This window comes from Acinetobacter sp. ANC_7655, assembly GCF_056784015.1.
On sequence record NZ_JBWYJB010000001.1, the window covers coordinates 204,809 to 224,220 of the forward strand.

The window sequence follows — 19,412 nt, forward strand, 5'->3', positions numbered from 1 at the left end:
TCCTTTCCACAGTGTTTACTATAATTATCGAGTTTTTAGTATATCTATAAATTTAGTTTGATATATGACCGTTTAGTATTTTTGCTCTAAAACTTTAGTCATATAAAAATGAATTATCATTCATTTTTTGATTTTGTTATTATTTTGAGTGTCAGGCGTTAAGTGCTTTAATTTGTTATACTCCATCTTCAATTTCATTTTTCGCTATTGTTACTGCATGCAACATCCATTTCCGCATATTGAAACTTCTGGTTGTGATATGCCCCATACTCGCCGTGGTCAAGAACGACGTTTAGCATTATTGCTAAGCGCCAATACGCTATTCTTGGAACGTGGCTACGATGCTGTGTCTTTGGATGATATTGTTCAACATGCTGGAGGCTCCAAAGCATCTATTTATAAATATTTTGGCGGCAAAGAAGGCCTTTTTACTGCTATATGTGATTATCGACGTGAACTCTTTTTTAAAGATATCTGTGTTGCATATGATCCAGATCATGGCGATTTTAGATCTTATCTGATACATACACTACTTAACTTTCATCGCCACATTAAAAAAGAAGATCATACTGCCTTTATGCGCCTCGTGATTGAGCAATCCCAAAAAAATCCAGAACTTGCTCTTTATTTGCACGAAAAAGGCCCTAAACATATCCAGTTAGCGATCGCAAATGCATTAGAAAATGCGCATAAACTTGGTGTGTTAAAATGTGAAAATCCTTTATTTTCTGCTCAATTATATTTTGGAATCTTAAGAAATTTAGAATGGAAAATTTTAATGGGGATACCAGTACTTGAAACCGATCAAGAAACCATCGAATACATCAGCTATTCTGTCGATCGCTTCCTAGATGGGCACCAAAAAGTCTAGTTTTTTTGCAATTCTCTTTACATATAGTATATTAGTCGATTCTCGTTTTTTTTCATCAACCAACAATTATTGGTCGTCTCATTCACTATTTTGACGAAACAATGATTGTGGAGTAACCATGGCTCTACGACATTTTCTTACTTTACGTGACCTTTCAACTGCAGAATTAAATCGCATTATTGATCGTGCTATAGAATTAAAACGCATGCAGCATAATCATGAAGTCTACCAACCCTTTGTTGGTAAAGTAATGGGAATGATTTTTGAAAAATCGAGCACACGTACCCGTGTTTCTTTTGAAGCTGGTATGACCCAATTTGGTGGTAGCGCAATTTTCCTCTCGTCCCGGGATACGCAATTAGGTCGCGGCGAACCGATTGAAGATTCAGCTCGCGTTATTTCAAGCATGCTTGATATTGTGATGATTCGTACTTTTGGCCACGATATTGTCACACGTTTTGCAGAATATTCTAAAGTCCCAGTTATTAATGCACTGACCGATGATCACCACCCTTGCCAATTGCTTGCTGATGTTCAAACATTCGTAGAACACCGTGGCGCTATCCAAGGCAAAACCGTTGCGTGGATTGGTGATGGTAATAATATGTGTAACTCTTATATCGAAGCTGCACATATGTGGGGCTTTAAACTTAAGATTGCATCACCAAAAGGTTATGAACCAAAACCTGAATTTCTCTCTGAATTCGCGCACTGCGCCGAAGTTGTAGACTCTGCTGAAGATGCTGCAGTGAATGCCGACCTTATCGTTACTGATGTTTGGGCCAGCATGGGACAAGAAGAAGAGCAAAAAATTCGTGAAAAAGCTTTTGCTGATTTTCAAGTCAATGAACGTCTAATGGATCTTGCTCATCCAGACTGTTTATTTATGCACTGTTTACCTGCCCATCGCGGTGAAGAAATTTCAGAAAATATGCTCGATCACAAAAATGCTGTGGTATGGGATGAAGCTGAAAACCGCCTTCACGCTCAAAAAGCACTTGTTGAGTTCCTCATCAATGAAAGCTTAAAAAAAGATTAATTTCATCCACTAAAAAAGCACCCTCGGGTGCTTTTTTATTTTCTAAATCTTAATGATCATCTTTTAAATATTTAGGTTCTTTGGGAAGTTGCCAACTACAAAAGAAACATACGATTAAAATAATGATCACGTAAATAAAAAATGAATTTTCAATTCCTGCGGCCTTAAACTGCAAGGCAACAGAAGGTGCAGAACCACCAAATACGGCATTACCTATCGCATAAGAGAAACCTACACCCAACGCACGTACATGCGGAGGAAACATTTCAGCTTTTACAATACCGCCAATAGAAGTATACAAACTAAGCAATAGCATCAGGAAAATCAGTAGCATCGCGACAATGAATGGAGTTTCGCTAAAATATCTCATCCCGATTGCCATGACTGGATAGATAAATATAGCCATCAGACCACTAAATAACAGCATAGAATTTCTGCGACCAATACGATCTGACAATGCACCAAAGAATGGTTGCGCCACCATGAGTACAAAAATGCAGGCTGTCATCATCAACCCTACCGTTTTAGGATCTATTCCAATATTGGTAAGGTAAGTTTTTGAGTAAACTGTAATCACATAGAAACTAAGAGAGCCTGCTGAAGTATAACCAACCACCAAAAGGAAAGTTTTCCAGTGATTTTTAAAAAGCTCACGAAGTGTACCAGAATCTTCTTTATCACTTTCATCACTGGATAAAGTCTCTTCTAATCTACTTCTCGCTAATAAAGATAAAATTGCTGCAACACCACCAATAATAAATGGAATTCGCCATCCCCCATCATAAAGCTGCTGTTCAGACATAAAAGCTAAGAATATTACACCCAATAAACTTGCAAGGAGTTGACCACCCGTGAGCGTTACGTATTGAAATGATGAAAAAAAGCCACGTTGCCCTTTTAAACCCAATTCACTCATATAAGTCGCCACAGCACCATATTCACCACCAACGGATAAGCCTTGAAGCAATCGAACCATTAATAATAAAAACGGTGCAGCCATACCCACTTGCTCATACGTTGGTAACGCTGCAAACATGAAAGAACTTATAGCCATCAATATAATTGAGATGACCATTGATTTTTTTCGACCGTGTTTATCTGCAATTCGACCAAAAAGCCAACTACCGATGGGTCGCATAAAAAAGCTTGCTGCAAATACACCCCACACATAGATGGCTTGGGTAGAACTATCCATATCTGGCGCAGTTAAAGCTTGGGTAAAATATACAGCAAATACTGCATATATATAAAAATCAAACCATTCAACTAAATTACCAGAAGCTGCACCAATAATTCCTTTGATACGGCTGGTTTTTTCTTGCTTGGAATATGTTGTAGACAAATGAAAAATCCTTATTCTAATTACATTGTTTATTGTCGAATAATGATGAAACTCTGAAGTATTTCAAAATTATAGGCGGAAAATATATGCCTATTTCATGCCAATTTAAAAAGCCTTTATGTAAATTTTATTAAATAGGCTTCTAAATTTTTATCAAAAATATTCAAGGTCGATTTATTATTAATTTAATTAAACAGACTTTCTCCTATAACAACTCACCGAATTAAGCCTTGTGGCTGTAAAATGATAATCAGCGCCCCGAAAATAACCACTCCGCCACCAATGATATCCCATTTAGTAAGATCCATTTGATCCACAAACTTTAACCACACCAATGCCGAACAAATATAAATACCTCCATATGCAGCATATATTCGACCTGATGCTGCTGGATGCAAAGTCAATAACCACACAAAAGCAGCGAGTGCGACAAAAGTGGGTAGCCACAACCAATGCGAACGCCCTTGATTTAGGATCAAATATGGAAAGTAACACCCTAATATTTCCATCAGTGCTGTCAGAAAAAATAAAGCTGTCGTAGATATTACTTTTGTAACTTGTATGTCCATACTTTCACCCAAAAATTAAAGCCCGTTTAAATAAACGGGCTTTAATACAATTAATAACACACTATGCTGGTTCAGCTGCAGAATCTTCAAATACTTCCAACTTTAATCCAACAGCTTTGCCATCTTCTTTTTTAACTGTTACTGCTACATTACCGCCGTTTTCAGCCAGCTCACCAAATAAAATCATTTCAGCAAGCGGCTTTTTCAAATGCTCTTGAATCAAACGCTGCATTGGACGAGCACCCATCAGACGATCATAACCATTTTCACTTAACCAATCTCGTGCAGACTGATCTACTTCTAAAACAACTTTTTTGTCATCAAGTTGAGCTTGAAGTTCTGTAAGGAATTTATCTACTACAGAATCGATTACTGTCGTAGGTAGAGCTTTAAATTGAATAACCCCATCTAAGCGGTTTCTAAACTCTGGTGTAAATGCCTTCTTCATTGCTTCCTGATTATCACGACTATTATCTTGCTCTGTAAAACCAATACTTGTACGGGAAATACTTTCAGCGCCAATATTCGTTGTTAACACTATAATGACATTTCTGAAGTCTGACTTACGACCATTATTATCAGTTAATGAACCATGATCCATGACTTGCAGCAATAAATTAAACACATCAGGATGTGCCTTTTCAATCTCATCCAATAACAATACACAATGTGGATTTTTATGTATTGCGTCAGTCAGTAAGCCACCTTGATCAAAACCAACATAACCTGGAGGTGCACCAATTAAACGTGAAACCGCATGGCGTTCCATATATTCAGACATATCAAATCTGACTAGTTCAACACCGAGTAGTTTTGCAAGTTGTTTTGTTACCTCAGTTTTACCTACACCAGTAGGTCCTGCAAATACAAAACTACCAACTGGCTTATCTGGTGCTTTAAGCCCAGCTCGTGACAATTTAATTGCAGAGGATAATGCGGTAATCGCCTCATCTTGACCAAATACAACTCGTTTAAGATCACGCTCTAAGTGCTCAAGTACAGATTTATCATCTTTAGACACAGTTTTAGGTGGAATTCGTGCAATTTTCGAAACAATATCTTCAATATTTTCAACTGTAATCAAAGTGTTATCTTGATCAGCTCTCAAACGTCGTTGTGCCCCTGCTTCATCTATTACGTCAATCGCTTTATCTGGGAGGAAGCGATCATTGATAAATTTAGCCGATAACTCAACTGCAGAAACAAGAGCTGCATCATCATATTGAACTTTATGAAATTCTTCAAATTTAGACTTGAGTCCACGAAGAATATCAATTGTTTCATTAATTGATGGCTCATTAACATCAATTTTTTGGAAACGGCGTGATAATGCATGATCTTTTTCAAAAACTTGACGATATTCTTGAAACGTTGTTGAGCCAATGCAACGTAAAGTACCATTTGCCAATGCAGGTTTGATTAAATTCGATGCATCCATAGTGCTACCCATACTTGAGCCTGCACCAATGATCATATGAATTTCATCAATAAACAAAATTGCTTCGGGCTTCTTCTTTAGGGCATTTAACAATTGCTTTAATCGTTTCTCAAAGTCACCACGGTATTTTGTACCTGCAACAAGTGCACCGATATCTAAACTATAGATTTCCGCATTCAGCAGTGGCTTTGGTGCTTTATGGTTAACAATCAGCCAAGCCAAACCTTCTGCTATGGATGTTTTACCCACACCTGGATCACCCACCAAAAGCGGATTGTTTTTACGACGTCGACATAGAATTTGAGCTGCACGCTCAATTTCTTTTTCACGACCAATCAAAGGATCGGTTTTACCCTTTAAAGCTTCTGCATTGAGATTTAGGGTATAAAGTTCTAATGGACCTGCATTTGCTGAGGCTGAGTTTTCACCATCTAAGTCATCCGTTTCTTCTTCAGCTGGAACATCTTCCTTACGCGCACCGTGTGAAAGATATTGAGTTAAAGTAAGACGATTGATTTGGTGGCGTTTTAGCAAATAAACCGCAAATGAATCTCTTTCTGAGTACATTGCAACCAGTACATCTGCACCTTCAACTGTCCGATCTCCACCACTAGACTGAACATGGAAAATTGCACGTTGCAATATACGATCAAAGCTTTCTGTAGGATGAGGCGCTTGCTCAGTATTATCGCCTAATTTAGGCGTATGTTGCTCTACATACTCTTCAAGTTCTTTACGCAAACTGACAATTTCTGCACCGCAGGCTTTTAGTGCATTCACGGCAGAATCATTATCTAAAAGTGCGAGTAACAAATGTTCAACTGTAAGAAACTCATGTCTCTTTTGACGAGCCATGCTAACAGCCAAACGCAGTGATACTTCTAATTGACGACTGAGCATGTGATCCCCTTATTCTTGTGGCTCGATCTGGCAAAGCAATGGATGACTTTGAGAGCGCGCATAATTGTTGACTTGATTCGCCTTGGTTTCAGCAATGTCTCTAGGATAGACACCTGCGATACCTTTCCCTTGATAATGTACTGTTAGCATTACTTCGGTAGCTTGGTCAAGATTCAATGCAAAGTATTGTTGTAAAATTTCAATTACAAAATCCATTGGCGTGTAATCATCATTCAACAATACCACATTGTATAAGGGAGGTCGCTTAAATTGCGGTGGTGCTGTTGCTACAGCTAAATCGCCATCGGCTTCATCATTTTGTGCATCACTCAATCGTGGATTGAAGTGCCAATCCACCAATCCAGATTGTTGAAATGATAATTTAATGTCATTGAGACATTTATGACGTTTATTACTTCGCATAGCACTCTATAATCTATTATTGAGAATTTGCCGCAGCTTGCGGTACTTCAGCTGCAAATGCAGCAGTTGATTCGATTGCTTCACCACGTTGCCAACTAAAGCGCTTGGTTTGAGCACTTGAGCCTTTTACACGGATTTCAATAAATTGGGGCGTAAAGCCTTTTGGCATCGTCCAACGACCAGTTAATCGCTGATAATGGTCGAAATTGAATGATTTTTCTGAAATTGGAACAACCAAGACTTCCGTACCTTGAATTAATCTGATTTCAATTTCACCAGATGCTTTACGTTTATTCGGACTGACTTGAACTAAATCAACCTGATATTCATATACATTTTCTGGAAGCGACTTAACAGCTAAATTTTGCACTGTTAAACTTAATCCACCACGTTGTCTCAGCACTTCTCGGAAAATCGCACTCTGACCTTCAATTTGAAGTTTTTCAGCGTTGGCTTGATTTAATGCAGCATACATATCATTTGAGTTAGTTACAGCAACATCACGTTCTTGAACTGAGGTATTTAATTTCTTATTCAGCTCAGATAATTCTTTTTTTTGTTTTTCGACAACTTCAACCAATTGTTCCGCGTCAGCATCATAACCAACTACAGTTAGACCTTGACGATGACCAACCGTATAGCCCAGAAGTAAACTGCCTGCACATAAGATGATTCCACCCGCCATAAGGGGTTTATTCGATTGAAAAAAACCGATATTTTTTTCATCTTTATGCTGTGACGTATTATTTGATTCTGAGTTTTGCATCGTCATCTCTAATTTATAAAATCAAAACACACATTTAACTGCAAAGTTAAATGTGTGTGAAGTCAAAAAAGGTTTTTTATGGTAATAAACCAATCACGTTAAGGCCTGCATTTTCCGCAAATCCAAACATTAAATTCATGTTTTGAACAGCTTGTCCTGCTGCACCTTTCACCAAGTTATCTTGGGCAACTAAAATGACTAACTTTGTTGGTTGTGGTTTATACAACGCAATACGTAAATCATTTGATCCACGAACAGAACGAGTTTCTGGTGAACTTCCTGCCGGCATAACATCAACAAACTGCTCGTTTTGGTAGAACTGTTCGTAAATTACTTGCAAATCGGCTTGCTGACCTGCTTCTGTTAAGTCGATATATATTGTAGATAACATGCCACGAATCATCGGCACCAAATGCGGAACAAAAAGGATATTGTCAAATACACCTTTCTGTCCCGATATATTTTCAAGCGCTTCAACAATTTCAGGATGATGGCGATGCCCTGCAACACCGTAGGCTTTGAAGTTATCAGCATTTTCAGTATAGATCATGCCTAAACTTGCTTTGCGTCCAGCTCCAGATACACCAGATTTTGCATCAATAATAATACTTTCAGGTTTTACCAATACTTCTGAAGATCTCAGTACAGGCGCCAAACCAATTTGAACTGTCGTTGGATAACAACCAGGATTACCAATCACTTGAGCTTGTTTAATTTTTTCACGATTGAGCTCAGAAAGCCCATACACTGAATTTTTAAGTAGATCTGGACAAGCATGCTCCATACCGTACCATTTTTCAAATTGCGCTAAATCCTGCAAACGAAAGTCAGCAGCTAAATCGATTACTTTTGTATTCGCTGCTACTAATTCTTCAGCGTGTTTCATCGCTACACCATGTGGTGTCGCAAAAAACACAACATCGCAAGACTTTAATAAATCTAAGCTTAAATCTGAAAACTCTAGATCGGTATGACCACGTAAACTTGGAAACATATCATCGACACGACGACCAGCCTCAGTACGAGAAGTCAGTGCTTTCACTTGAACATTTGGGTGTCGCAGCAAAAGACGCAAAAGTTCAACGCCTGTATATCCTGTACCACCAACAATACCAACTGAAATCACGATATCTACCTCTAAATGACTGTATTCGTTACAGGCAGTAGTATGACAGGAACTTGTGACTTTCTGAACCCTTTCATATGGGAATGCTGTTATTTTATAAGTTTAATAATTTAGATGGCTCTGTTAAGCATCTAATAAAGTCTATCATGTGACTTCATTGATTTACCTGCCAACTCAAATAGCATAAATACAGTGCAAATATAAACCCTGGGAGAGCAAGAAATACGATCGGATCCTGTTTCACAACAAAAGGAGTTACTCCCCATACCGAACATAACCCTCCACTCACGGAAAGCAATTTAGAAATCTTTTTTTTGATTTATCTATAAAATTGCCATGATCAATAATATCAACCACGCTATAGCCCCGCCAAAAAGCGATAAATAGTTCGTCCAATGAAAGTGAATAGGATTACTCGGGTTCAGTAGAATATACATGAGGATGCTATAAAGCATTAAAGCAGGTACAGACAAAATTAGAATCAAAAAAACACACACCAATTCGTCTTATGAGCATATTAGAGACAAACTAACCAAACAGAGCAATCATGATAGCCAAAATTTAGAATACCAGTCGCCAGATCAGACTAATTGACTAGCGCTAAACAATTGATTTTTTAATATCGACAAAGCAATCCCAGCATAATAATTAATTATGCATCCACCAATATGGCAACGGCGTTATTTTTAATTTTTTTCGGTTAAGTTTAAAATCCGGATCATACTTCGCCACTTCCGCCCAAAACTGAGCACTATGATCAAAATGCTTTGTATGTGCTAATTCATGCACACAAACATAGCGTGTTATTTCCTGAGGAAAAAGCACCAAAGCACTATTCAACATAATGTCATGACGTGCTGTACAACTTCCCCACCGCGTTTTTGGCTGACGAATCTTACAGCCATGATAAGCTAAACCACACTGATCAGATACTTGAGCCAGATATACAGGCAGATGCTGTTTAGCATAATCAATAACAAAGGCTTTTAAATATTGTTGAGGCTGACGATCACTCACACTCAGCTCATTCATCACTGAATCAAACTTATAGTTTAATTTCTGCTGAATATATTGAATTTTAATAGAATTTTCTAAATTAAATAACTGTAAAGATAAAGGTAAAACGCGATCAATCTGTTGAATTTTACTTTGTTGTGCCTGCCAAGTTTGAACGATCCAAGCTTCTGAAGCTTGAACAAACTGTTGTATTTGTTTATGGGTACAAAACCATGGCGCAGTCACACGAATTGACGTTCCATCTATACGTAGACGTAGTCTTTTCGATCGAATACTTTTGGTGATTTCAATATCAGGAAGGTCGGATAAAGTCATTGTTATTCTTTAATTATTAAATCCCCATCTCCCCCTTTAAGAAAGGGGGAAGAAAAGCCCCTCTATTTAAAAAGAGGGAGTTTAGGGAGACTAGCTCGTCAAGGAGTTAAAATTAAATCGCTGTACGCTCTTCAATACCGTTGTTGGTCGCAACAATCGCAATGTCTGCTTTATTCAAAGCAAAGATACCGTTGCATACCACACCAGGGATATCATTCAATGTTTTTTCAAGCTCAAGTGCATTTAAGATATTTAAGTTATGCACGTCTAAAATCACGTTACCATTGTCGGTCACTACACCTTCACGGTACGCTGGGTCGCCACCTAAAGAGACAATTTTACGAGCAACAGCAGAACGTGCCATTGGAATCACTTCAACAGGAAGTGGAAAATCACGCCCCAACTGATCTACCCATTTAGAATCATCTACGATACAGACGAATTTTTTTGCAATCGATGCCACGATTTTTTCACGTGTCAATGCCGCACCACCACCTTTGATCATGTGCATATGACGATCAATCTCATCTGCACCATCTACATATGCATCAAGACCACCCACTGAGTTCATATCTACCACTTCAATACCCAGCTTCTTCAAACGCTGCGCAGTCGCTTCCGAACTTGCAACTGCAGCTTCTAATTGAAGTTCAGGAAGTAAATCAATCAAAAAGTTAACAGTACTGCCTGTGCCTACGCCTAAAATGCCCCCTTTCGGTAAGTGTTTTAAAGCTGCTTGTGCTGCTGCTTGTTTTTTCTCATCTTGGGTTGCATATAGACTCATGACTTCACTCAACTAATTTGGACTTTTGCAGTTATTTTAAACCGCTAAGCCTTATGGTTTGTTACAATAAGCGCCTATTTTAAACTGTTAGATGGAAAATTAACATGCTGTCTCGTTTGGTTCGACAAATTTTACAAGCAACGGTATACGACGTTGCTATCGAAACCCCACTCGAAGCGGCACCACGAATTAGTGAACGTCTTAACAATAATATTCGTTTTAAACGTGAAGACCTACAACCCGTATTCTCCTTCAAACTCCGCGGTGCCTATAACAGAATCAGCCAACTTCCTAAAGCTCAACTAGAACGAGGTGTCATTACCGCTTCTGCTGGTAACCATGCTCAAGGTGTAGCACTCTCAGGAAAAAAATTAGGAATTCGCGCGATTATTGTGATGCCTAAGACAACACCAGACATTAAAGTCCAAGCTGTAAAGCGTTTGGGTGGTGAAGTCGTACTTCATGGTGATTCTTTTGACATCGCAAATAAATACGCAATTCAACGTGCGCAAGAAGAAGGAATGACTTTTATTCCGCCTTATGACGATGAACTCGTTATGGCTGGTCAAGGTACAATTGCCAATGAAATTTTACGTCAATGGCGAGATGTGGATTATGTATTTGTTGCCGTTGGTGGTGGAGGTTTGATTGCAGGTGTTGCTGCTTACCTTGGTGATGTAGCACCGCATGTCAAAGTTATTCCTGTGGAATATGACGAGTCAGCTTGTTTAAAAGCTGCTTTAGAAGCAAATGAACGTGTGATTCTGCCTTCAGTTGGTTTATTCGCCGATGGTACAGCTGTGGCGCAAATCGGTGAAAAACCTTTTGAAGTGATTCGTCTGCAAAAATCTGACAATTCAGGTCCAATCGTAGAACCAGAAGTTGTTCTTGTGAATACTGATGAAATATGCGCAGCAATTAAAGACACCTATGATGAATGCCGTAGTATTGTTGAGCCGTCAGGTGCGATGGCACTTGCAGGGATTAAAAAATATGTGGCTGAGCACGGCTTAGAAGGTAAAAACATCGTTTCAATTGTATGCGGTGCAAATATGAACTTTGACCGTTTACGTTATATTGCAGAACGAACTGAATTAGGTGAACGTAAAGAAGCTATTTTTGCTGTCACGATTCCTGAACAAAAAGGTGCATTCCTCAATTTCTGTCGTGCCCTTCAAGGTCGAAATATTACTGAATTCAACTACCGTGCAAGTAGTGCGACTGCAGCGCAAGTATTTGTTGGAATTAGTTTAAAAAGCGGCGAAAAAGAACGTCAAGAAATATTCGAGACATTAAAGTTTCAGTATGATGTGGATGACTTATCTGACGATGAAGTTGCCAAATTACATATTCGCTACCTGATCGGTGGTCATGCTGATATTGAAAATGAACGTTTATTCCGCGTTGAATTTCCTGAACGTCCAGGTGCATTATTAACATTCTTGGAACGTCTTGGTCCAACGCATAACATTACCCTGTTCCATTATCGTAATCATGGTGCGGCTGAAGGTCGTGTATTGGTTGGACTCGAAGCTGAAGATGCACAACAAAACCCTGATGGTTTAGTTGAAACGTTAGAAAGTATCAATTATCCATACGAAGAAATTACCAATAATCTTGGTTATCAACGTTTCCTCAAATAAAATCAATACAGCCTGTCATTTTGACAGGCTTTTTTAATTCAATAATTGATATACAATTAAAATCGAAAGATAGAAAAAACGATCACTTTAAAATTTTAGATATTAAGATAAATCATGCAAATATGGTTCAGTTTTGTAGTAATTCCTTTTCTCATGTGGATCATCTTTTCCGCACTTCTGTTTATTTCGAAATATCTATATCCTGAAGTTACCACCTTAAGCAAATCCCTCGAAGTTTTTATTTTTTTAGGTTATGCAGCACTCCCCTATATCATGTTGGGATTAGCACCTATTTATCGTTATCGTATGACGTTGATATATATGATGGCAATTGTGCTCATGACAAGTTTCGTTCATGCTAACTTTATGATCGATCATATTCATTTAACTTATATTTACTTAGCACTTTCATGGACATTGATTTCAATTACGATTTACTATTTTTATAGTGATCACAAATAATCCTCAACAAATGAATTGAATCAACTCAGATCAACAAGATAAACTCAATCGAAGCGAAATTAAAATCAAATCATTACTTTCTGATCTTTAAAATTTTAGGATATTCAATGGCGCTATTTGCAGTAATTGGCTTAGGCAGCTTTGGTGGTACAGTTGCATTAGAACTCACTCAATTAAAACATGATGTGATTGGAATCGATACTGAAAAAAAATACGTTGAAAATATCTCTGATAACATCAGTCATGCTGTCATCGCCGATGCCACAGATGAACATGTACTTCGAGAACTGAATGTACAGAATTGCGATGCCGTCGTTGTCGCAATTGGAGAAGATATTGAGGCCAGTATTCTATGTGTCCTCAACCTCAAAAATTTAGGCGTAGAAAAAATCCTAGTAAAAGCAAAATCGAAAGCCCATCATATGATTTTGACGCATCTCGGTATTGGTCAAATTATTCATCCAGAAGAGGACATGGGGATTCGCGTTGCACAATCATTAAGCTATCCAATGGTCAGACGCTATATGGCGTTGAATGATGACCGTTATATTGTCAAAGTGGAAGTGGGTGAAAAACTACAAGGTGTAGAATTTAAAGATATCATGGAGCACAGCGACGGCGTACAAACATTACTATTACAACGTGGCACACATGTAATTTATGACATCGCACCTGGTACATTGCTGCAAAAAAATGACATTTTAATTGTTGAAGGTCCTGTCAATCTTTTACGTAAACTCTCATCGAGATTTATTTCGAAATGATGAAATTTTATGATCAATTAATCAATAAAAAAACGCAAAGTATTAATTTGAGTCCACCAAGTTTGCTGGCTTTGGGCTTTCTCAGTTTTATTATCATTGGAACATTACTGCTAAAACTTCCCTTTGCACACGAAGGAAATGTCTCTTGGCTAGAAGCCTTATTTACCGCCACGTCTGCTGTGACAATTACGGGACTTTCTGTGGTCAATATTGGCGAGGCATATACGACTTTTGGTCAGTTCATCATTATGCTACTCATCCAATGTGGTGGCTTAGGATTCATGACCTTCGCAATTTTGGCTGCTTTGAGCCTTTCTACTAAACTTGGTTTAAAGCAACAAGTGATGGCTCAAGAAACAATTGGTCAAACCAGTTTAGCAAGGGCCTCGTTCACTGTTAAAGCCGTCTTATTGTATTCTCTATTTTTCGAAGGGATTGGAACATTCATCCTGACATTTACGTGGCTTCAATACTACGATTTTAACGATGCTCTGTTTTATGCAGCCTTTTACAGTATCTCAGCATTTAATAATGGTGGTTTCTCTCTTTTTCCAGACAGCTTAATGAGCTTTTCAGGTCAATATGCTGTAACTCTAACCATCAGTATGTTGTATATCATTGGTGGAATAGGTTTCGTGGTACTTATGGATATCAAACGCGCTCATAAGTGGAAAAAACTCTCAACCAACAGCAAACTCATTCTTTCTACTATCGCAGGACTCAATCTATTTGCCTTTATTATGATTTGGTGTTTAGAAGCAAATAATCCATTGACCCTCGCCCCAATGTCAATTGGAGACCAAGCATTAAATGCTTGGTTTCATGCCACAGTACCACGATCCTCTGGATTTAATAGTATTGATATGGCCAGTATGAGTGATCCAGCAACCTTGGTGACTATGCTATTAATGTTTATTGGAGGCGGATCTTTAAGTACTGCTGGTGGTATTAAAGTAGGTACATTTATTATTGTTGTATTGAGTGTGATCACGTTTTTGAGACGAGCTGACGAAGTCACTGTTTTTAAACACTCGATTCCCGCAACGGTCACCTATAAAGCTCTTGCGGTCATTAGCATAACTGCTATGCTCATTTTCATTGGTTTCTTTACGCTGTTAATTTTAGAGCCTAATAAACGTTTTCTAGATTTACTATTTGAAGCTGTTTCCGCGGCTTGTACAGTCGGATTATCTAGAGGTATTACTTCAGAATTACAACCTGCAAGTTTATATATGCTCATGATACTGATGTTTGCGGGTCGTCTCGGTCCTTTGACATTAGCATATTTAATTGCAACCCCTAAAAAAAGCAGGTTGAGTCATCCTAATGCTGAAATCCAAGTGGGTTAGATAGAATTCACTTGGATCTAAGGTGAAGTTGATCGATAAAACACGAACCAATCCAAAAGTAGATCAGATGTTTATAGCCATAAGTGCATTTTATGATAGCCGTGATTTATTAATTCAAAGCATTGAACTTATCATGAATTAACACAAACTTAGAACTTTGCAATCAGTATCAAAATACAATGAAATTAAAAGACTCAAGGAAACCCCAAGTCTTTTCACCATATGCGTGTGATTAAAAAAATTATGATTGGAAACCAATATAACGATTGAGGTTTTCGACACCCAATGCAACTTTATAAATTTTAAACTGAGGTAAATCAGAACGTGTAATCTCAGTAAACACATCCGAGTTTTCATCATCTGCATGAATTTCATCTACTGTGCGAGGCATAGTTGCTTCAAATTCATCTGAAATAAATTCAAATCCCAAGTCCATAGCAATAAACAATGTATGCTCACAAGGTTGAATATATTGCTCTTCATTCCAGTCGATAACAGCATGTTGACAATGCGGGCACTGTACATTTTCTTGAGGATCTTGAAGTTCAATTGTTGTATAAGCCATGTCAACCTTAAGTATTACGCGCTATAAAACATAAGTTTAACCATAGCTTTTAGATTTTTAAATAGTCCTCTTTATTCATTACTAATTATAACAATCTTAGATTTTAGAGAAAACACAGCAACTCAATTGACTATTCAGAACAATAATGTATTTTTTTAACAAAACGTTGCATATATGGAATGAGTTCATGCTTTCAGATTTAGATGATTTTTATTGCTTTGCCCTTGTTGTCGAACATGGCGGTTTTAGCGCTGCTGAACGAGCAACCGACATTCCGAAATCAAAATTGAGTCGACGTGTTTATAATTTAGAAGAAAATCTCGGTGTAAGGCTTATTCAACGTAGTTCACGTCATTTTGCTGTCACTGATATTGGGATGAACATTTATCGCCATGCGCAAGTAATGATGAATGCTGCCCAATCTGCTCATGATCTGGTAGATCATTTAAGTGAACAACCAAGAGGCTTAATTCGTGTTAGTTTACCCGTATCAATTGCCCAGCATGAAATGACCAAAATACTGCCAAATTTCCTTAAGCAGTATCCTGAAATTAAAGTTCAATTGATGGTTACTAATCGACGTGTCGATATCATCAATGAAGGAATTGATTTAGCGCTTCGTGTTCGCTCAAGTTTGGATGATGACCCAAGTTTGGTCATTCGAAAATTTGAAAATATTGAACAACATCTTTTCGCCAGCCAGGCTTATCTTAATGAGTTTGGATCTATCAAAAAACCTGAAGAACTCTCAAATCATCGAATATTAAGTATGGTTGATGAACATACTGATCAACAACTCGTACTACATGATTCAAACAACAAATCGACTAAAGTCAAAGTGAGTCCAGTCGTGATGGGCTCTGATTTACTTATGCTTGCACAACTTGCAAGTGACAATTGTGGGGTAGCATTACTCCCAGACAGTATTGTTGTAGATTATATTAAAGATGGGCGTCTAGTTAAGGTTCTGCCTGACTGGAATGCACCACACGGTATTTTTCATGTGGTTTACCCTTCTCGCCGTGGTTTATTACCAGCTGTACGAGTGTTCATCGACTACTTAGTTGAGCACCTCACCAAAAGATAGTCACAACAGCATAAACATTTAGAAGAATGTTGGCTTATTATTTGCTACCATTCACTCTGCTTTGTGCTAGTTTTTTTTTAGATTTTATGACTTCTATTTATCAACAACAACTTGATGCAAAAATTGAACGTATCCGCAATCAATTTGCTGAATATCAACCACCTGAACTAGAAGTTTTTTCATCTCCTGAAAAACATTTCCGTATGCGAGCTGAGTTCCGTATTTGGCATACAGAAGATGATATGTTTTATGCCATGTTTGAACGCACGGAAGATGGTATTCAAAAGAAAGTTGTACGTGTTGATGAGTTTCCAATCGCGGATAAATCTATTAATGATTTAATGCCAGTTCTCCTGTCTGAACTAAAATCAAATGCAGTGCTCTATAAGCGTCTGTTTGAAGTACATTTTCTTTCAACGTTGAACGGTGAAATGCTGGTTTCATTGATTTATCGTTGTCCGCTTGATCAAGACTGGGAACAACTAGCAAAAAATTTATCTTCAAAACTCAATATTAAGATTATTGGTCGCAGCCGTGGTCAAAAAATTGTATTGACGGATGAATATGTAGTTGAAGAATTACAAGTATTTGACCGTAAATTCAAATATAAGCAAATTGAAAGTAGCTTCACGCAACCTAATGCGCAAGTTTGTCAAAAAATGCTGGAGTGGGCATGTAATGCAGCTCAAACCAGTGATAAAGATCTTTTAGAGCTTTATTGCGGTAATGGTAATTTTACCCTTCCATTATCGCTAAAGTTTAATCGCGTTCTAGCAACAGAACTGGCTAAATCATCAGTTTATGCAGCGCAATGGAATATTGAGCAAAATCAAATTAATAATATTCAAGTTGCTCGCCTTTCAGCTGAAGATTTTACCTTAGCATTCAATGCAGAACGTGAGTTTAGACGTTTACAAGAAGCCAATATTGATATTCAAAGTTATGACTTCGATACTGTATTTGTAGATCCACCTCGTGCAGGCATTGATGATGATACCTTGAAGCTGCTTCAACGCTTTAACCGTATTATTTATATTTCATGCAATCCAGATACTTTGCACGACAATTTAAAGATGTTATCGGAAACTCATAAAATCACTAAATTTGCGCTGTTCGATCAATTTCCTTATACCCACCATGTCGAGTCAGGCGTTCTTTTAGAGAAAATTTAAACAATTTATTTCTTACTAAATGGACAGTTCTTACACTGTCCATTTTTTATGCTTTTTGAATTTCACTTAAAAATCATATGAATAAAGAAAAATTTAATTTTTCAATGTCATAATTTCGTTAAACTTTAGGTTTATCATCGAAATATTTATTTTAAAATGTGCCTTAAATCACGATTACAAACTTGCATTAAATTTTAAATCGACTATATTTCGACCTATCTTTGGTTGCAAATGAAGGCTCTATGAGTTTTTGGCAAAAGCTGTTTTCATCAGATTCGCAGCAGAACGAGCATAAAAATCAAATTGCTTGTGTTGAAAATGATTGTTCATGTAAGACTAACGATCAGTTGATCGAGGCTTTACAAAAGGCATCAGATGAAGATGTAATCCGCGGAATCAAAAAAGTTCTTATTTCGCGTGGCTATTCAAAAAAAGATCTTACTGATTTATTGAGTAACAAAATCACCCTTCAGTAAAGAAAAAAAGCACTGCATAGACAGTGCTTTTTTTATGATAAATTTTCTGTTCAATTTAAAAATGTTCAATTAAGATAAGCTCATAGGATAATTAAAAATACATTTGGGGATTCAATGAAAAATATTCTATTCATTATTTTAGGGGCGACTTTCATATCGCTTAGTGGTTGTAATAAGCTACCTTCAGCATGTGAGGAAGTTTGGGGCAACATTGAAAAATTAGCGAAAGAGAGCGGTATTCCTCAAACTGCCATAGATCGTCAAAAAATCGAGTTTGAAGAGCAAATTAAACAGCTTCCTAAAGAAGATGCAATTAAAAATTGTGAAACACAAAATACTTTCTTCTCATAACTTCATTTGAGTTGAATAAAAAATTTAGGCACCTTTTTTAGAGTGCTTATATTGTATTTATACCTCATTATTTATTTCCAATTCGGTTATACTGTGGACTCTCTTTCAATAAATGTACATCTGTAAAGTTATTGGAATATTTTATAAATGCGGCATAAACACGTCAAAACATTCCCTCTTGGTGCTCACTTAATTGTTAAGCATTTTGGTTATTCACATCATGGTATTTATGTGGGTAAGGGTCGTGTTATTCATTATTCAGGTTTTGCTCATCTCTTTAAAAAACATCCGATCGAAATTACATCTCTGCAAAAATTTGCACATGGCAAAAAAATTACGATTCGGCATTATAGCACCCCCAAATATTCAGGTCGTGCTGTCGTAAGACGAATGCGCTCTCGAATGCATGAAAATAACTATCATCTCATTATTAATAATTGTGAACACTTATGTTCTTGGGCGATCACGGGCATCGAAAGTAGCCCACAAGTCATCAAAATGATGAATAGACTCACCACTATTGGTTATATCAGCTCACTCATGAGCTACTTAAATAGTCTTCTTTTAACTTTAGCAACCACCTGTTTTGCTTTGGTATTTTATATTAAGAAAAAGTTAAATGATCAGCGCAAACTGAAAGGCCCTGTGTATATCGCTTTACAGCAACATCAGAAACTAAAGCAAAAAAAAGCCCCGCTTAAGCAGGGTTTCGAGGAAAACAAAGTTTCAAATTAACCTTTCGGTTGAATTAAATATGCGCTTGAAAATCCAAATAGTCAAATATATATTTGAAATATAATGTTATTTTAGTTTTTATTTATAACTTATTAAATTATTCTTAAATACTCACCTTTATCTAATCATGTGAATTTAATCACAAAAATTATTTATTAACCTAAATTTGAATAAAAAAAAGCCTGAATCAATCAGGCTTTTTTTGATATTACCAAACT

General features: G+C 37.2%; 20 protein-coding genes. 11 read left to right on the top strand and 9 right to left on the bottom strand.

Going from position 1 to position 19,412, the window contains the following annotated elements:
• Positions 1-217 precede the first annotated feature (217 nt).
• Together AC1M9N_RS01135 and argF are read left to right on the top strand one after the other, a co-directional pair.
• Positions 218-871, top strand: coding sequence for a TetR/AcrR family transcriptional regulator (locus AC1M9N_RS01135; RefSeq protein ID WP_092766355.1), 654 nt, complete (start codon positions 218-220; stop codon positions 869-871).
• A gap of 118 nt (positions 872-989) precedes the next feature.
• Entirely contained in the window at positions 990-1,910 is a 921-nt protein-coding gene (gene argF, locus AC1M9N_RS01140; protein WP_092766356.1) for an ornithine carbamoyltransferase, read from the top strand.
• A 49-nt stretch (positions 1,911-1,959) separates the two neighbouring features.
• On the opposite strand, the gene AC1M9N_RS01145 is transcribed toward argF, so the two are convergent.
• From AC1M9N_RS01145 to rpiA, 8 genes are all read right to left on the bottom strand, one after another.
• Positions 1,960-3,252: an MFS transporter gene (locus tag AC1M9N_RS01145; protein ID WP_092766357.1), complete on the bottom strand. Its 1,293-nt coding sequence runs from the start codon at positions 3,250-3,252 to the stop codon at positions 1,960-1,962.
• A 215-nt stretch (positions 3,253-3,467) separates the two neighbouring features.
• A complete protein-coding gene (locus AC1M9N_RS01150; RefSeq protein WP_481954124.1) occupies positions 3,468-3,821 on the bottom strand; it encodes a YnfA family protein in 354 nt (117 codons plus the stop codon).
• A 61-nt stretch (positions 3,822-3,882) separates the two neighbouring features.
• Positions 3,883-6,159, bottom strand: a complete 2,277-nt coding sequence (gene clpA, locus AC1M9N_RS01155; protein WP_481954125.1) for an ATP-dependent Clp protease ATP-binding subunit ClpA — start codon at positions 6,157-6,159, stop codon at positions 3,883-3,885.
• 9 nt (positions 6,160-6,168) lie between these two features.
• Positions 6,169-6,582, bottom strand: coding sequence for an ATP-dependent Clp protease adapter ClpS (clpS, locus tag AC1M9N_RS01160; protein WP_035263688.1), 414 nt, complete (start codon positions 6,580-6,582; stop codon positions 6,169-6,171).
• Positions 6,583-6,598: 16 nt separating this feature from the next.
• Positions 6,599-7,348, bottom strand: a complete 750-nt coding sequence (locus tag AC1M9N_RS01165; RefSeq protein ID WP_035263690.1) for a DUF6776 family protein — start codon at positions 7,346-7,348, stop codon at positions 6,599-6,601.
• Positions 7,349-7,424: 76 nt separating this feature from the next.
• Entirely contained in the window at positions 7,425-8,474 is a 1,050-nt protein-coding gene (gene argC / locus AC1M9N_RS01170; RefSeq protein ID WP_481589944.1) for an N-acetyl-gamma-glutamyl-phosphate reductase, read from the bottom strand.
• Positions 8,475-9,122: 648 nt separating this feature from the next.
• The gene (locus AC1M9N_RS01175) at positions 9,123-9,806 is read right to left on the bottom strand and encodes a M48 family metallopeptidase (protein ID WP_481954126.1); all 684 of its coding nucleotides are present in this window, start codon (positions 9,804-9,806) and stop codon (positions 9,123-9,125) included.
• Between the two features lie 112 nt (positions 9,807-9,918).
• A complete protein-coding gene (gene rpiA, locus AC1M9N_RS01180; RefSeq protein ID WP_481591051.1) occupies positions 9,919-10,590 on the bottom strand; it encodes a ribose-5-phosphate isomerase RpiA in 672 nt (223 codons plus the stop codon).
• A 104-nt stretch (positions 10,591-10,694) separates the two neighbouring features.
• Here rpiA and ilvA point away from each other — a divergent pair, with 104 nt between their 5' ends.
• From ilvA to AC1M9N_RS01200, 4 genes are all read left to right on the top strand, one after another.
• Positions 10,695-12,233 (top strand): threonine ammonia-lyase, biosynthetic, encoded by a 1,539-nt coding sequence (ilvA, locus tag AC1M9N_RS01185; protein ID WP_481595349.1) that lies wholly within the window; start codon positions 10,695-10,697, stop codon positions 12,231-12,233.
• A gap of 114 nt (positions 12,234-12,347) precedes the next feature.
• Positions 12,348-12,695 carry a hypothetical protein gene (locus tag AC1M9N_RS01190; RefSeq protein WP_481587510.1) on the top strand — a complete coding sequence of 116 codons (348 nt, stop codon included), beginning with the start codon at positions 12,348-12,350 and terminating at the stop codon, positions 12,693-12,695.
• A 107-nt stretch (positions 12,696-12,802) separates the two neighbouring features.
• Positions 12,803-13,459: a potassium channel family protein gene (locus tag AC1M9N_RS01195; RefSeq protein ID WP_035263698.1), complete on the top strand. Its 657-nt coding sequence runs from the start codon at positions 12,803-12,805 to the stop codon at positions 13,457-13,459.
• Positions 13,459-14,808 carry a TrkH family potassium uptake protein gene (locus AC1M9N_RS01200; protein WP_481954301.1) on the top strand — a complete coding sequence of 450 codons (1,350 nt, stop codon included), beginning with the start codon at positions 13,459-13,461 and terminating at the stop codon, positions 14,806-14,808. Before AC1M9N_RS01195 ends, AC1M9N_RS01200 begins: the two co-directional genes overlap by 1 nt.
• Positions 14,809-15,049: 241 nt before the next feature.
• Here the strand turns inward: AC1M9N_RS01200 and AC1M9N_RS01205 are convergent, their stop codons facing one another.
• Positions 15,050-15,373: a hypothetical protein gene (locus AC1M9N_RS01205; RefSeq protein ID WP_481587511.1), complete on the bottom strand. Its 324-nt coding sequence runs from the start codon at positions 15,371-15,373 to the stop codon at positions 15,050-15,052.
• Positions 15,374-15,560: 187 nt separating this feature from the next.
• On the opposite strand from AC1M9N_RS01205, the gene AC1M9N_RS01210 reads away from it, so the two are divergent.
• From AC1M9N_RS01210 to AC1M9N_RS01230, 5 genes are all read left to right on the top strand, one after another.
• Positions 15,561-16,460: a LysR substrate-binding domain-containing protein gene (locus tag AC1M9N_RS01210; protein WP_180027793.1), complete on the top strand. Its 900-nt coding sequence runs from the start codon at positions 15,561-15,563 to the stop codon at positions 16,458-16,460.
• An 86-nt stretch (positions 16,461-16,546) separates the two neighbouring features.
• On the top strand, positions 16,547-17,632 hold the full coding sequence (gene trmA / locus AC1M9N_RS01215; protein WP_481954127.1) for a tRNA (uridine(54)-C5)-methyltransferase TrmA: 1,086 nt from the start codon (positions 16,547-16,549) through the stop codon (positions 17,630-17,632).
• Positions 17,633-17,874: 242 nt separating this feature from the next.
• Positions 17,875-18,108: a hypothetical protein gene (locus AC1M9N_RS01220; protein ID WP_035263705.1), complete on the top strand. Its 234-nt coding sequence runs from the start codon at positions 17,875-17,877 to the stop codon at positions 18,106-18,108.
• A gap of 114 nt (positions 18,109-18,222) precedes the next feature.
• Complete coding sequence (locus AC1M9N_RS01225) at positions 18,223-18,459, top strand: hypothetical protein (protein WP_481954128.1); 237 nt, start codon at positions 18,223-18,225, stop codon at positions 18,457-18,459.
• Between the two features lie 147 nt (positions 18,460-18,606).
• Positions 18,607-19,194, top strand: a complete 588-nt coding sequence (locus AC1M9N_RS01230; protein ID WP_051586486.1) for a lecithin retinol acyltransferase family protein — start codon at positions 18,607-18,609, stop codon at positions 19,192-19,194.
• The last annotated feature ends 218 nt before the right edge of the window (positions 19,195-19,412 follow it).

Bases quoted from the DNA above. Each gene is read 5' to 3' on its own strand.
- AC1M9N_RS01135 (WP_092766355.1), top strand. From the start codon at position 218: ATGCAACATCCATTTCCGCATATTGAAACTTCTGGTTGTGATATGCCC.
- argF (WP_092766356.1), top strand. From the start codon at position 990: ATGGCTCTACGACATTTTCTTACTTTACGTGACCTTTCAACTGCAGAA.
- AC1M9N_RS01150 (WP_481954124.1), bottom strand. From the start codon at position 3,821: ATGGACATACAAGTTACAAAAGTAATATCTACGACAGCTTTATTTTTT.
- clpA (WP_481954125.1), bottom strand. From the start codon at position 6,159: ATGCTCAGTCGTCAATTAGAAGTATCACTGCGTTTGGCTGTTAGCATG.
- clpS (WP_035263688.1), bottom strand. From the start codon at position 6,582: ATGCGAAGTAATAAACGTCATAAATGTCTCAATGACATTAAATTATCA.
- AC1M9N_RS01165 (WP_035263690.1), bottom strand. From the start codon at position 7,348: ATGCAAAACTCAGAATCAAATAATACGTCACAGCATAAAGATGAAAAA.
- AC1M9N_RS01175 (WP_481954126.1), bottom strand. From the start codon at position 9,806: ATGACTTTATCCGACCTTCCTGATATTGAAATCACCAAAAGTATTCGA.
- rpiA (WP_481591051.1), bottom strand. From the start codon at position 10,590: ATGAGTCTATATGCAACCCAAGATGAGAAAAAACAAGCAGCAGCACAA.
- ilvA (WP_481595349.1), top strand. From the start codon at position 10,695: ATGCTGTCTCGTTTGGTTCGACAAATTTTACAAGCAACGGTATACGAC.
- AC1M9N_RS01190 (WP_481587510.1), top strand. From the start codon at position 12,348: ATGCAAATATGGTTCAGTTTTGTAGTAATTCCTTTTCTCATGTGGATC.
- AC1M9N_RS01195 (WP_035263698.1), top strand. From the start codon at position 12,803: ATGGCGCTATTTGCAGTAATTGGCTTAGGCAGCTTTGGTGGTACAGTT.
- AC1M9N_RS01200 (WP_481954301.1), top strand. From the start codon at position 13,459: ATGAAATTTTATGATCAATTAATCAATAAAAAAACGCAAAGTATTAAT.
- AC1M9N_RS01205 (WP_481587511.1), bottom strand. From the start codon at position 15,373: ATGGCTTATACAACAATTGAACTTCAAGATCCTCAAGAAAATGTACAG.
- AC1M9N_RS01210 (WP_180027793.1), top strand. From the start codon at position 15,561: ATGCTTTCAGATTTAGATGATTTTTATTGCTTTGCCCTTGTTGTCGAA.
- trmA (WP_481954127.1), top strand. From the start codon at position 16,547: ATGACTTCTATTTATCAACAACAACTTGATGCAAAAATTGAACGTATC.
- AC1M9N_RS01220 (WP_035263705.1), top strand. From the start codon at position 17,875: ATGAGTTTTTGGCAAAAGCTGTTTTCATCAGATTCGCAGCAGAACGAG.
- AC1M9N_RS01225 (WP_481954128.1), top strand. From the start codon at position 18,223: ATGAAAAATATTCTATTCATTATTTTAGGGGCGACTTTCATATCGCTT.
- AC1M9N_RS01230 (WP_051586486.1), top strand. From the start codon at position 18,607: ATGCGGCATAAACACGTCAAAACATTCCCTCTTGGTGCTCACTTAATT.